General features: G+C 58.4%; 13 protein-coding genes. 11 read left to right on the forward strand and 2 right to left on the reverse strand.

Going from position 1 to position 13,750, the window contains the following annotated elements; genetic code table 11:
* The first annotated feature begins 236 nt into the window (after positions 1-236).
* The 3 genes from aguB (at position 237) to ACA053_RS01295 (ending at position 2,685) form a co-directional block, all read left to right on the forward strand.
* Positions 237-1,115: an N-carbamoylputrescine amidase gene (gene aguB / locus ACA053_RS01285; protein ID WP_497394384.1), complete on the forward strand. Its 879-nt coding sequence runs from the start codon at positions 237-239 to the stop codon at positions 1,113-1,115.
* A gap of 4 nt (positions 1,116-1,119) precedes the next feature.
* Positions 1,120-2,226: an agmatine deiminase gene (aguA, locus tag ACA053_RS01290; protein WP_497394385.1), complete on the forward strand. Its 1,107-nt coding sequence runs from the start codon at positions 1,120-1,122 to the stop codon at positions 2,224-2,226.
* 246 nt (positions 2,227-2,472) lie between these two features.
* Entirely contained in the window at positions 2,473-2,685 is a 213-nt protein-coding gene (locus ACA053_RS01295) for a hypothetical protein (RefSeq protein WP_094469623.1), read from the forward strand.
* Positions 2,686-2,906: 221 nt separating this feature from the next.
* Here the strand turns inward: ACA053_RS01295 and ACA053_RS01300 are convergent, their stop codons facing one another.
* A complete protein-coding gene (locus tag ACA053_RS01300) occupies positions 2,907-5,000 on the reverse strand; it encodes a TonB-dependent receptor (protein WP_497394386.1) in 2,094 nt (697 codons plus the stop codon).
* Between the two features lie 244 nt (positions 5,001-5,244).
* On the opposite strand from ACA053_RS01300, the gene ACA053_RS01305 reads away from it, so the two are divergent.
* The 6 genes from ACA053_RS01305 (at position 5,245) to ACA053_RS01330 (ending at position 9,828) form a co-directional block, all read left to right on the forward strand.
* On the forward strand, positions 5,245-5,859 hold the full coding sequence (locus ACA053_RS01305; RefSeq protein ID WP_497314961.1) for a DsbA family protein: 615 nt from the start codon (positions 5,245-5,247) through the stop codon (positions 5,857-5,859).
* 232 nt (positions 5,860-6,091) lie between these two features.
* Positions 6,092-7,378, forward strand: a complete 1,287-nt coding sequence (locus ACA053_RS01310; protein WP_497394387.1) for an OprD family porin — start codon at positions 6,092-6,094, stop codon at positions 7,376-7,378.
* 231 nt (positions 7,379-7,609) lie between these two features.
* A complete protein-coding gene (locus ACA053_RS01315; RefSeq protein ID WP_094469618.1) occupies positions 7,610-8,359 on the forward strand; it encodes a 2OG-Fe dioxygenase family protein in 750 nt (249 codons plus the stop codon).
* A gap of 46 nt (positions 8,360-8,405) precedes the next feature.
* Entirely contained in the window at positions 8,406-8,819 is a 414-nt protein-coding gene (locus tag ACA053_RS01320) for a GNAT family N-acetyltransferase (protein WP_178082335.1), read from the forward strand.
* A complete protein-coding gene (locus ACA053_RS01325; protein ID WP_010464674.1) occupies positions 8,816-9,532 on the forward strand; it encodes an AzlC family ABC transporter permease in 717 nt (238 codons plus the stop codon). The genes ACA053_RS01320 and ACA053_RS01325 overlap by 4 nt, the downstream gene beginning before the upstream one ends.
* On the forward strand, positions 9,511-9,828 hold the full coding sequence (locus ACA053_RS01330; protein ID WP_497314967.1) for an AzlD domain-containing protein: 318 nt from the start codon (positions 9,511-9,513) through the stop codon (positions 9,826-9,828). The genes ACA053_RS01325 and ACA053_RS01330 overlap by 22 nt, the downstream gene beginning before the upstream one ends.
* Here ACA053_RS01330 and ACA053_RS01335 read toward each other — a convergent pair.
* Positions 9,745-10,671: a LysR family transcriptional regulator gene (locus ACA053_RS01335; RefSeq protein ID WP_109627420.1), complete on the reverse strand. Its 927-nt coding sequence runs from the start codon at positions 10,669-10,671 to the stop codon at positions 9,745-9,747. The genes ACA053_RS01330 and ACA053_RS01335 overlap by 84 nt on opposite strands.
* Positions 10,672-11,458: 787 nt before the next feature.
* Here ACA053_RS01335 and ACA053_RS01340 point away from each other — a divergent pair.
* Together ACA053_RS01340 and ACA053_RS01345 are read left to right on the forward strand one after the other, a co-directional pair.
* Positions 11,459-12,472 carry a 2-keto-3-deoxygluconate permease gene (locus tag ACA053_RS01340; protein ID WP_109627424.1) on the forward strand — a complete coding sequence of 338 codons (1,014 nt, stop codon included), beginning with the start codon at positions 11,459-11,461 and terminating at the stop codon, positions 12,470-12,472.
* The gene (locus ACA053_RS01345; protein ID WP_497394388.1) at positions 12,469-13,749 is read left to right on the forward strand and encodes a four-carbon acid sugar kinase family protein; all 1,281 of its coding nucleotides are present in this window, start codon (positions 12,469-12,471) and stop codon (positions 13,747-13,749) included. The genes ACA053_RS01340 and ACA053_RS01345 overlap by 4 nt, the downstream gene beginning before the upstream one ends.
* The last annotated feature ends 1 nt before the right edge of the window (position 13,750 follow it).

Consider the following 13,750-nt stretch of genomic DNA (forward strand, 5'->3'; position numbering starts at 1 on the left):
TATCCCTGTGGGAGCGAGCCTGCTCGCGATAGCGGCGGATCAGTCGATTCACATGTTAAATGTTCAACCGCCATCGCGAGCAGGCTCGCTCCCACAGGGGTGATGTTGTAGTTCGATTGTTATCGGGATTAAGTGCATAAAAATAGACGGGTGGAAGATTGTTTGCTTTTAAAGTCGATATTTATCGGCTATAAAGTCGACACTGCCAACGTTAAGCACTTGCCCGGAGATGATTCATGAGCCGTATCGTTACCGTCGCTGCCACCCAGATGGCCTGTTCCTGGGACCTTGAAGCCAACCTCGAGACCGCTGAGAAATTGGTTCGTGAGGCCGCGGCCAAAGGCGCGCAGATCATCCTGATCCAGGAACTGTTCGAGGCGCCGTACTTCTGCCAGAAGCCGAATCCGGATTACCTGCAACTGGCCACGGCGGTTGAAGACAACGTCGCCATCAAGCATTTCCAGAAAGTCGCCAAGGAGCTGCAAGTGGTGCTGCCGATCAGCTTTTACGAACTGGCGGGCCGCGCGCGTTTCAACAGCATCGCGATCATCGATGCCGACGGCAGCAACCTCGGGATTTATCGTAAAAGCCACATCCCGGACGGCCCGGGCTATCACGAAAAGTATTACTTCAACCCGGGCGATACCGGTTTCAAAGTCTGGAACACCCGTTACGCGAAAATCGGCGTGGGCATCTGCTGGGACCAGTGGTTCCCGGAATGCGCCCGCAGCATGGCGCTACTCGGCGCGGAAATCCTGTTTTACCCGACCGCCATCGGCAGCGAGCCGCACGACAAAACCATTTCCTCCCGTGACCACTGGCAGCGCGTGCAACAGGGCCATGCCGGCGCCAACCTGATGCCAGTGATCGCCAGCAACCGCATCGGCAATGAAGAACAGGACGGCTACGACATCACGTTCTATGGCTCATCGTTCATTGCCAATCAGTTCGGTGAGAAGGTCCAGGAACTCGACAAGACCGAAGAAGGCGTGCTGGTTCACAGCTTCGACCTCGACGAACTGGAGAACATTCGCAGTGCGTGGGGTTCGTTCCGTGATCGTCGCCCGAACCTATACAATGCGATCAAAACCCTCGACGGTTCCCTGGAGTCCTGACCGCATGACCACTTTAAACAGCACCCCGCGCGCCGACGGCTTCTACATGCCCGCCGAGTGGGCGCCACAAACCCAGACCTGGATGATCTGGCCGGAGCGCCCGGACAACTGGCGCCTGGGCGGCAAACCCGCACAAACCGCGCACGTGGCCGTGGCCAAAGCCATCGCCCGCTTCGAACCGGTGACCGTGGCGGTATCCGCCGGCCAATACGAAAACGCCCGTGCCCGTCTCGACGTGCCGAATATTCGTGTGGTCGAGATGTCCAGCGATGACGCCTGGGTTCGCGACACTGGCCCGACATTCGTCATCAATAACAGCGGCGAAGTCCGTGGCGTGAATTGGGACTTCAACTCGTGGGGCGGTTTCGATGGCGGCTTGTACTCGCCATGGAACCGTGACTCGCAGGTGGGCGGCAAGATCCTTGAGATCGAGCGCAGCCAGCGCTACCGCACCGAGGGCTTCGTGCTTGAGGGTGGTTCGATCCACGTCGATGGCGAAGGCACTCTGATCACCACCGAAGAATGCTTGCTCAACCGCAATCGCAACCCGCACCTGAATCGTGCAGACATCGAGGCGGTGCTCAGCGCCAACCTGGCCGTGGATAAAATCATCTGGCTGCCGGACGGTTTGTTCAACGACGAAACCGACGGCCATGTGGATAACTTCTGCTGCTACGTGCGTCCGGGTGAAGTATTGCTGGCCTGGACCGATGACCCGCAGGACCCGAACTACCCGCGCTGCCAGGCGGCAATGAAGGTGCTGGAAAGCAGCACCGATGCCAAGGGTCGCCCATTCACGGTGCACAAGATGCCGATCCCGGGACCGCTATATGCGACCGAGGAAGAGTGCGCCGGTGTGGATCCGGTGGACGGGACTCAGGAACGTAATCCGACCGTCCGTCTGGCCGGTTCCTACGTGAACTTCCTGATCGTCAACGGCGGAATTATCGCGCCGAGCTTCGACGACCCATTGGACGGTCCGGCCAAAGAGATTCTGCAGGCGCTGTTCCCGCAGCATGAAGTGGTGATGGTGCCGGGCCGCGAACTGTTACTGGGGGGCGGTAACATCCACTGCCTTACCCAACAACAGCCGGCGCCGCACAAGGAGTGAGTGGGGTTGTAACAGCCTGACCCGGTTGTAAAACCGCCAAGGCACCGGTTTATCCCTGCCGTTCATCAAGAAGCCCGCAGCCCGAAAGGGACTGCGGGCTTCTTTGTATCCGCTTGTCGACACTTGAGAAATATTGGCACAGCTCTTGTATCTGGTATGGGGTGAAACAGGGAGGGGGAGGACTTCGATGTTCTGTCATAAACCTTGGATAAGTTAGCCGCTCACAAACCGGGAGAGAGCGCCGAAATGAACGCCGAAGTGAACGTAGTGAGCGAGCGGGCATTGCATCCCCTGGCAGTTAATAGCGAATCGCTCCAGGTTCTTGCGCACTGGTTGAAGTCCAATGGAACGCGTCAGATCAGAGAACCTGATCCGCGCCGGATGATGATCGAGCGTTACCCCGCTGGTTTATTCAGCGAGGCGGAACTGGAAGCGTTGTGGGATGTGATGGAAGGATAAGAAGAATAAACAAAGGATTGATAAAAGCGCTGCCGGGAGGGCGGCGCTTTTTTATGGGCGATGGTTTTTTGAAATACAGACTTTTGGTCACCACCAACCCCCTGTGGGAGCGGGCTTGCTCGCGAATTGCGGTAGATCATTCAGCATCTATGTTGACTGAACCACCGTATTCGCGAGCAAGCCCGCTCCCACAGGGGGTTGGTGTGGACATCCTGTGGTGTTTAGAAGCTATAGGTGCCAGTCACCACCAGGCTACGCGGTTCGCCTGGTTGTATCTGTGCGGCGCTGGTGGCCGACGAGTAATAGGTCTTGTCGCTGATGTTGTTCAGCGCCGCGCGCAAGTCCCAGTCCTTCTGCCGGAACCCGGCCAGTGCATCCCAACGGCCATAACCCGGCAGCACGACGGTGTTGAGGTTATCGGCATAACGCTGGCCGACCAGGGTCAACCCGGTTTCCGCATACCAGCCCATTTCCGGTTTCCAGGTCAGGAACAGGCTGCCGTTGTGCTTGGCCACGTTGCTGATGCGTTTGCCTTCAAAGCCGTTGTTGTCCTTCTCGACCGTCGCGTCTTGCACGCCGACGCCACCGCGCACGTACCAGTTGCCGGCGATTTTGCCGGTGCCGGTCAGCTCGATCCCGCGGGAACGTTGCAGGCCCGAGAGCAACGTGATGGTCGGGTTGAGCGGATCGCTGGTGCGACGGTTGTAGAGTTCCAGTTCGTAGATCGCGAGGGTGGTGCTCAGGCGGTCGTCGAGCCAGTCGCTCTTCACGCCGATTTCCTTCTGCTTGGTCAGCTCGGGGCTCAAGTCGTTGCTATTACCGGCAACACCCGGGGTGATGCCGATCAAGCCGCCGCCCACTGGCGAGAATGTCTTGGTCCAGGACGCATAGAACGAGTGATTCTGCAGCGGCGTCCAGACCAAGCCTACACGCGGGCTGGTGCTGTGGCTGTCACGGTCTTCGGAAATGTTGCGCAGCTTGTTGGTCGATTCGATGTCGAAGGTGTCGTAGCGCAGACCGGCCAGCAATTGCCATTGGTCGTTCAGGCGCAATTGATCCTGTACGTACACCGCACGGCTTTCGACTTCCGTGTGGTTGGCGCTGGACACCTGCATGCGCCCGGTATGACGCAGATCGCGATTCGGGTTGTACAGGTCCAGCGCCGGCACCGGCGAGCTACCTCGGCCGGAAGGGGCCGCGGTGTACAAGGTCGGATCGCGGCGTTGGCTGCCGATCTCGATGCCGGTCAGCAGGCGATGCTCAAGACCGAAGGTGTTGAAACCGCCCTCCAGTTCGACGTTGTTATAGACGTTACGGGTGGTCAGGTCTTGCTGCCAATGCTGGCGCGTGACCTTGTTGGTGGCCGGGGTGTAACCGGTCAGGTACGTGTTGTCGAAATCGCTGTCGAGCTTGAACACGCCCAGTGTGTGGCGCAGCTGCCAGTTGTCGCTGAGTTCATAGCTGAGTTTGGAGCGCAGGGATTGCGATTTGTCGTCGATGAAATCGTGCTCGCTGCCATAGGTCGTATCGCGTCCTACGTCTGCCGGGCGTCCGTTGACGCCGGGGATGCCGCGATCCGGCGTTCGGTTGTAGCGGCTGTATTCGTACTGCACCAGCCAGTTCAGGTCCGGCGTCAGTTGCCAGCTCATCGACGGCGCGAACAGTTGGCGATTGCCGCTGACACCATCGCGGAAGCTGTTCTGATCCATGTTGCCCATGTTCAGGCGCAGGCTGATGTTCTCGGACGGATCGGTGCTGAGGTCAGCATAAAGGCTGCGCAAGTCATCGCTGCCGCCTTGGGCTTCGATGGTCGAACGACGGCCAAACTCGGGCAGTTTGCTGACCCGGTTGACGATCCCGCCCTGGCTGCCACGACCGTACAGAACGGCCGCCGGGCCCTTGAGTACTTCGATGCGCTCGATATTGTGCAAGTCGCGCACGTATTGGCTGTCGTCACGAATGCCATCGAGGTAGAAGTCGTTGCTGGCGTCGAAACCGCGGATGCGCAGGCTGTCGAAACGGGTGTCGGCGCCGCTGCTGACGTTGGGGATGCCACTCAACGCGGTGCCCAGGTCATTGGTGCCGTAATCCGAGACGTTCGAAGTTTTCATCGAATCGATGGCCTGTGGCACGTAGCGTACCGGTGTCGCGGTGCGGGTTGCGGTGCTGGTTTCCTTCACTCGCGGATCGTCGACTTCTGCTTCGGCACTGATTGAGGTTTCGGGTAAAACGGTGGTCGCGGCGCAGGTGAAACCGGCAGACAGAAAAGCAGAAAGCCCAAGGGTGACGGGCGTAAGGCGGAAGGGGGCAGGCATCTGAAGCGCATCCGAAAGGGTTGAAGAATTCAAGGGTGCGAATGGTAATGCTTGCTATTTACTTTCGTTAATTATTCTTGAAAAGCACCGTTGTTTGATTGTTTCGAGTTGTGTCGAGATTGTTACGGGGTCTCGGTGAGGGAATTCGCCCGATTCCTGAAACAGACTGAAAGTCATTCCAGCGTTTTTCCGCAACGGTCCGAGGATTAGTCTGCCGGCATCGAATTTTCCTGATGGCCCCCCTATGATCCTTCACTATATTTACGACCCTTTATGCGGCTGGTGCTACGGCGCCAAACCGCTGGTGCAAGCCGCCCAGGACGTGTTGCCGGTGATCGCCCACGGTGGCGGAATGATGAGCGGCGCCAACCGTCAAACCGTTTCACCACAGTTGCGCAACTACGTGATGCCCCACGACCGCCGCATCGCCGAGTACACCGGCCAGCCATTTGGCGAAGCGTATTTCGATGGGCTGTTGCGCGATGACACCGCTGTGTTCGATTCCACACCGCCGATTGCGGCAGTGTTGGCCGCCGAAGAGGTGGCGGGGCGCGGGCTTGAATTGCTGGGGCGTTTGCAGACGGCTCATTACGTGGAAGGTCGGCGCATCGCCGATCACGCGGTTTTGTTTGAACTGGCAAAGGACATAGGCCTGAAACATCAACCTTTTGAGGCCGCTTTCAACAGTGCCGATACCGATCAGCACATCAAGAGCAGTCGCGCCTTGTTGGCCAGAATCGGCGGACAGGGTTTTCCAACGCTGGCCCTTGAGCAAAATGGCCAATTCACGCTGGTCGATGTCAGCCCATGGCTCGGCAATCCGCAGGCCTTTGCAACCTGGCTTGCTCAGTTCGCTTAGACGTTTTCAGCCTATCGTTAGACGATTCATCAAATTGACATGGTGTTCTGGGCGCGGCTAGCATTCGCTCAACGCCTGTGGCTAACCGCCATGACTCATAAAACAATAAAAAGGCCCGCCACGTTTTTCTCGTGGGCGGGCCTTTTTGTTTTGGGGTGAAAAAAGAGTGCGATAGCGCCGTTTCAGCCGTTCGACACAGCGCGTATCAACCGGTAATAAGGAAAAGAACAAAATGTTGAATAAGCGAATCAGCCTGATCGCTCTGGGGATGTTGAGCGCTACACAGGCCATGGCTAACGACCAGGCCGAATCCAAGGGATTTGTTGAAGACAGCAGCCTCAAAGTGCTGCTGCGCAACGCCTACATCAATCGTGATTACAAAGACGGCAACCCGGACAAAGCCGAATGGGGCCAAGCGGCCATCGGTACGTTCTCGTCCGGCTTCACCCAAGGCACCGTCGGTGTCGGTGTGGACGCGTTCGGTCTGTACGCATTGCGCCTGGATGGCGGCAAGGGTCGCACCGGCGCACAAGGCATCGACTTCTTTAAAAAGGGCGACAGCGGCAACGCGGCTGACGACCTGTCAAAGGGCGGCGCAGCGGTCAAATTCCGTCTCTCCAGCACCACGCTGACCTACGGCGACCAGATGCCGGCCCTGCCGGTGCTGAGCTACGACAACGTGCGTCTGCTGCCAGAAAGCTACACCGGCACCTTGATCACCTCCCGGGAGATCAAAGGCCTGGAGCTGAACGCCGGTCGCTTCACCGCCGAATCGCGCAAAAGCGCTGAAGGCCGTGACAGTGGCGGCCTGAAGTCGATCAACGTGTTGGGCGGCAGCTACCAGTTCACCGAACAATTCAAGGCTGCGCTCTACGCCTCCGACGTCGAAGACGTGCTGAAGAAGCAATACGTGAACGCCAATTACGTGTTCCCGATCGACAAGGATCAGTCCCTTACCCTGGACTTCAACGGCTATCGCACCAAGCTGGACGATTCCTACGTCCGCGAAAGCGGCGCTACCGGCGACGACAACAAAATCTGGAGCCTGGCAGCGACCTTCGCCACCGGCCCGCACTCGTTCACGCTGGCTCACCAGCGCAGCACCGGCGACAGCAACCTGGGCTACGCCTACGGCGGCTATCAGAAGGATCAAGGTCGTGTCGGCGACGGTGGCAACACCATCTACCTGGCGAACTCCTACTGGTCCGACTTCAACGCCGAAGACGAGCGCAGCTGGCAGTTGGGCTACGGCCTGGACTTCACCGCATTTGGCGTTCCCGGCCTGAGCTACAACTTCGCCTACGTGCGCGGTGACAACATCACCACGTCCACCAGCGAAGGCGGCACCGAGCGCGAAATCTTCAACCAGTTCAAGTACGTCGTGCAAAGCGGCCCGGCCAAAGACCTGAGCGTGAAACTGCGCAGCTCGATCCTGCGTGTCTCGCAGAAATCCAGCGAGTACAACGTCAGCGGTAACGAAGTGCGTGTGTTTGTGGATTACCCGATCAACATCTTCTGATGATCGATTGAGTGTTCAACACTCGCTGAAAAACCCCGAATGGCTCGGGGTTTTTTTTGCCTGACAACCATCGAAAAACGCATAAAACGGCCATTTTCGATCGTAAAAAGTCGAATTAAAGCAACGTCATCCTCCGTTTCAAACAGCGCTTGATATGCCTCAAATTCTTTCTCATGGACGTAAATCCTGTGCTCTCTAGATTAGGCAGCTAAATGCACGGAGATTTTTAAAATGATCGTTTTGAACAAAGAAGTGGGCGAATTTCTACGGCGTGACAAATATGCCAACGTCCGGGGTGCTGACTTCAATCTCTTCGGTCATTTCAACGATTTCGTCAGATTGACCAGAAGTTGGGAAAACATGGAGCCGGACAGTTACTACGGTCAGGCCGAAGCGGGCATGCGTTATCGCCGCTACAGCGATTTCGAATACAACCCGGTCACGCGCGACCTCAAGCAACTGGAACACCGCGCCTATGTTCAGTCCAAGGCTAACAACAGCTACGTGGGCGGGATGGTTCGGCACTTCCAGGACTTCTCCGATGAGATCATCAGTTCGCCGGTGATGCGCAGCCTGATCGACACCGACTTCGAAGTGTACAAAAACGTTTTGCCACCTGAGTTGCACGACGAAATCTGGCAATGCCAGATTCATCAGATCCGCATCGAGATCAAACCTGGCAAACAACTGGAAATCACCCCGGAAGGGATTCACTGCGACGGTTATCCGTTCAGCGGTGTGCACTTCTGGGGACGCAATAACGTTGAAGGGGCAGAGAGCCGTTTGTACGACACCGAAAACCAGGAACACCTGGCCTCGACGACGTATCAGGAAATCCTCGACACCACCTACTTTCTCGATCGCGACATGCGTCACTACGTGACACCGGCACGCAATACCCATTCTCACGACATGGCGTACCGGCAGATTCTGGCGATCTCTTTCTCGCGGCCCGGGACCGCTTTTGACATTGTTCGCTGAACAGTACAACGCCGTAAGCAGCCTCGCCGAGTGCCCCGCACCGGTGATGCTGCGGCGTACGACAGCCAAGGATGCACAGCGCCTGGAACGCTTCTTTCGACAATTCGAAGAGGTGTCTTTCTGTGAATGGCAGGACGCCAAATGCCTGCGCGGTGTGCTGGTGCAGAAAACCACCACCGCGTTTATCGCACTGGATGTCAGCGGCGAAATCGTCGGCGCAGTGTTGGGCGGAATGCTCGGTAGTCGCGGCACGATCAACCACCTCGCCGTGAGCCCGGATTACCGCAGCCAGGGCGTCGGTCAACGCCTGGTTGAAGCGGCATCCTCGGACATGAAACGCGTGGGTGTGCTGCGCATGTTCCTGTTTGTCGACGATGCTAACCTTGCCGGCCAGCGCTTCTGGAGTGCCCAGGGTTTTTGCGAACCGCGCGGTGAAAGAACATTTGAGAGGGACCTATGAATGAGACGTCCAGCAGCCAGCCGCTGATGGTCGAGCCGCATGCTTCGCGCACCTTCGCCGAAGCCAGCCCGGTGGTTGCGGGTTACTTCACGGTGTCGTTTGTGTTCGGTTTGATGGCGGTGAATGCCGGGTTGCCCGTGTGGCTGCCGGTCGCCATGTGCCTGTTCGTGTATGCCGGCGCTTCGCAGTTTGCCGCCCTGGCGCTGATTTCCAGCGGTGCTTCGCTCACCACTATCATCCTCACCACGTTTCTGATCAACGCGCGGCACATGCTGATGTCGGTCTATATGGCCAAGGCGTTGCAAGCGATGGGGCTCAGTCGAATGGAGCGCTGGTGTTACGCGGGCGGGCTGACCGATGAGTCGTTTGCCTTCCACAGCGTCAAGTTGGGCAAGGGCTCGCCCGTCAACGTGCGCTACCTGATCGGTTTCAATCTGTATTGCCACACTTCGTGGGTGCTCGGCGGTTTGCTGGGGGCGATTTGCGCGCAGTACGCGGCGCACTTGATCCAGTATCAGCTCGACTACGCGCTGACCGCGATGATGCTCTACGTGCTGGTGTCGCTGTGCAACACGCGTAATAAACTCATCGCCGCACTGGCCGCTGTCGCCTGCATGGGCGTACTGAGCCTGGTCGGCAGTTCGCCTTTCAACGTCTTCATCGCCACATTCGTCGGCTGCGGGGTGGGTGTATGCCTGACCAAACGTTCCTGATTCTGGTGGTCGTGCTGATGATGGCCGTGACCTTTCTGCCGCGCGCATTGCCGCTGCAAGTGAGCACCGACCATTGGCCGCCCTTCGTCGCCCGGGCGCTGGAATACCTGCCGGTGGCGATCGTCGCTGCAATCAGCCTCACGCCGTTGTTGATCAAGGATCAGCACGTGCAGCTCGATCGCCCGGAATTTTATGCCGCGATTCCGACGTTGTTATGTGCGTATTTCAGCAAAAACCTCTTTCTCTCCGTTGCGGTGGGAACGGCTGCGTACATTGCGCTCGGCTCGTTCATGTAGCGGGAGGTCGACCACATCGTGCAAGGCCTGACCCGACAACTCTGGATTATTGATCGCCAGCCGCACTTCGAGGGCGTCCTCGAAACCGGGGAAAATCGTCAGGCCATTACGCTGGGCCGCATCCCGCGAGACCATGCCGAGGCCGTCCATCTGCGTGATCAACGACAGCGTCAGGGTTTCGCTGCACGAATAGACCATCCGCTTGCCCGACTCGTAATTGCCCAGGCCTGCGTCGAGAAAGCGCAGGAAGCTGTGGGAATACGGACAATCGTCCGCCGGACGCACCTGAAATTTGTTGCCGAGCAACACCAGCGGATCATGTTCCTGACCGCAATGCGCACCGACCACCTGCACCTGGACCTCGGGCAGGATGATGCTGGGCAGCCCCGGCTTCTGCGGACCGATCAGCACCGCCAGGTCGAAGTCTTCGTTCTTCAGCTTACTAAGGTTTTCCATCGACTCGGCGTAGCTGAATTCCAGCTGATAGTCGGGAAACACCTCGATCAGGCGTCCGATCATTCGCCGATTGAAGTCAGCCGACAGCGTCGTGTTCAGCGCCACCTTGAGCGTGCGCTGCCCCGGCACCTTCAGCGCAGCGACTTTTTCTTCCAGTTGCCGCGTGGCAACCAACACCTTGTCCATGTAAGGCGTGAGTTCCGTGCCCTGCGGAGTCAGGGTCAACCCCTTGTTGGAGCGACGAAACAACCGAAAACCAAACTGCTCTTCGACCTTGTTCAACTGCGCGGCCAACGCCTGCACGGTTAAACAGGAATGCTCTGCCGCCGCCGACAAAGAGCCGGTCTGCACAATGCGCATCAGGTTGCGTAAGGTTCTGCTATCCATTGGGTAATGCCCTCTAAAGTGGGCTGGCTATTGTTGAGTACCTGGCCGCCGGTTGGGCGATACGTGCTGGCTATAATCCTGCACATGAACACGCTTGTCCCGAGTTTAGTAGCGAAATGATGCTGCGTCCGATGGCTGGAGGCTTACATAGAGTCGAGGTTTTTGGGGAGGGGTGGGTGATCGGGGTCAAAAAAATGCTCGGACCGGGAGGTTTGGGCATTTTTTTTGTTGAAACTCACTGCGTTGTGGGGTTTTTTCCTGCGAAAGAAGCACGAGAATTTTGCCAGCAGTTCGACTCGATTGAGGACATGCAGAGGTGAAAGCGAAACGGGAGGCAAAGCCCTGACTGGTTCGGGGCTTTTTTTCGCCAATAAAAAAGCAGCCTGAGAGACTAATGCCAGCCAATTAAGCCGTAACGCGATGGGTAGCAGCTGGCGCAGCCTGCGTCCGGCTGCGCAGCAGTCGTAAAATCAGACAATGGGTGTTTCAGGAAGACCGCAAATTCAGGTTTTACGACTGCTACGCAGCCGGACGCAGGCTGCGCCAGCTGCTACAAAAATTGCATTGCCGCGGAAATTGCTTTCAATGGGCGTTGTGCCAGCGAGGGCATGTCATTCCGAGGTTTTCTTCCTTCACAAATGATCAAAACGATCATTTGAATGATTGGTTTGCGCAATTCAGGACGATCACCTAAGATAATTTTGACTGGATCAATCATAAAATGATCGAACCAGTCAGTTTTCGAGGTGATAAACGTCTTACCAAACAATTATAAAAGGAGACCCTCGTGGCCCAAATTCCTATCAAACGCACCATTGAACGCATCCCTGGCGGCATGATGATTGTCCCGCTGCTGATCGGTTCGCTGGTGGCTACATTCCTTCCCGACACACCAAAGTTTTTCGGCTCCTTCACCAATGCGCTGTTCACTGGGGCGTTACCCATCCTCGCGGTGTTCTACGTTTGCATGGGCGCGAGCATCAATATCAAGGCCACGCCTTATCTGCTGAAAAAGGGCGGCACGCTGCTCATCACGAAAGTCGGCATCGCCGTGCTTATCGGCATTGTGCTCGGGCATTTCCTCGGCGAGCAGCCGATTTCATCGGGTCTCTTCGCCGGTATATCGACGCTTGCAGTGGTCGCCGCGATGAACGACACCAACGGCGGCTTGTACATGGCACTGATGGGGCAATACGGTCGATCTGAAGATGTCGGCGCCTACTCGGTCATGTCCCTGGAGTCCGGGCCTTTCTTGACGATGGTCACTTTGGGTATCGCCGGCCTGTCGGCATTCCCGTGGCCGACGCTGGTGGGCAGCATCCTGCCACTGGCCCTCGGCATGCTGTTGGGCAACCTCGACCGTGACATGCGCGATTTCCTGGCCAAGGCTGTCCCGGTGATGATCCCGTTCTTCGCCCTGGCACTCGGCGCCAGCCTGGACTTGCATAACGTCTGGCAGGCCGGCTTGTTGGGTCTCGGCATGGGCGTTGCGGTGGTTGTGCTGACCGGCATTCCGCTGTTCTTCGCCGATCGTTTGACCGGTGGCACGGGCGTCGCGGGTGTTGCCGCAGCCACCACTGCCGGGAATGCCGCCGCCGTTCCGGCGCTGATTGCAGCGGCCAATCCGGTGTACGCCGAAGCGGCCAAGAGCGCGACGATTCTGGTAGCCGCCTGCGTCGTGGTCACTGCAATCCTCGCACCGCTGCTCACCGCCGCCGTCGCCAAACGCGTGCAGCAGCGCAACCCGGTCGTCATACCCGAGCCGGAGATCGCGCCGCAAAAGCAGGAGGCGTTGCGATGAGGATTCTGATCATCGCTGACGATCTGTCCGGCGCGGCGGATTGCGCCATCGGCTTCGCGAGCGTGGGGATGCAAACCGTCGTCACGCTCGACCCTCTGAATGACAAGGCCGACGCTCAGGTGATTGCCGCCGATACGGACACTCGGCGTCTCTCCCCGGCGCGGGCCGCCGAGCGCACCGTCGCCGCGTTCAAGGCACTGCATCAACCCGGGCAACGGCTTTACAAGAAAATCGATTCGACGCTGCGCGGTAACTGGGCGGCCGAAGTCGCCGCCCTGCAACCGCTGGCCGGCCTGGCCATTGTCGCCCCGGCGTTCCCCGCCACCGGGCGTACGCTGCGCGGCGGTCGGGTGTTCGTGAACGGTCAGCCGCTGGAAACCACAGATACCTGGAAACTGGAAAACGCTGACCGTCCTGCGGATGTTGAAGCGATGCTCGTTGCCGCCGGCCTGAGCACCGCGAAGCTTGACCTAGACACCTTGCGCGGCAACGAAAAAGCGCTCGAGCGGCACATTGCTGAAATTGCCGGCAATGGCACCCAGGCATTGATCGTCGATGCGCAAACTGAAGACGATCTGCTGACCCTCGCTCGGCTGACCGCATCGATGGAGCAGCCGCTGTTCTGGATCGGTTCGGGTGGCCTTGCACGGGAAATTGCCAGCCTTCCTGATTTCTCTGAGGTACGTTTCACGGCCAGCGAACCGACAGCGCAGGGAAAAAGCCAGGCGCCGATTCTGATCCTCGTCGGCAGCCTATCCGGCGTCTGCGAGCGGCAGTGCGCTTTGCTCAAAGAACGAGGCGGCGTCAGCGAATTGGTTGTCCCGCCAGAAGTCCTTCGCCAAGGCACAACCCATGACGACTGGGCGCTCTGGCAATCGCGCATCGGCGAACAATTGGACGGCTGGAGTGACCTGCTGCTGCGCATCGGCCGCGATGAAGCGTTCGATCCCCAGGAGGGCGCGCAACTCTCAACCATGCTGGCCGTATTGGTCGAACCGCACTTCGCCAAGGTCGGCGGCCTGATCGCCACCGGCGGCGAAACCGCGCGGGCCATCTTGACCACCGTCGGCATCGACAGCCTGCAACTGCTGACCGAAATCGAAGCCGGCGTCGCCTTCGCCCGCCCGACCGTTTCCCGCCAGGGCCATCGCCCCGGCATCGTCACCAAGGCCGGCGCGTTCGGCACCGACAACGCTTTGTATGCGGCGTGGCAGCACTTGAGCGCTAGCGCTGATCGCTCCCCGCCCCAACGCACACGAATCCAAGGACTCGAATGAA

Source organism: Pseudomonas sp. LBUM1672 (genome assembly GCF_059695655.1).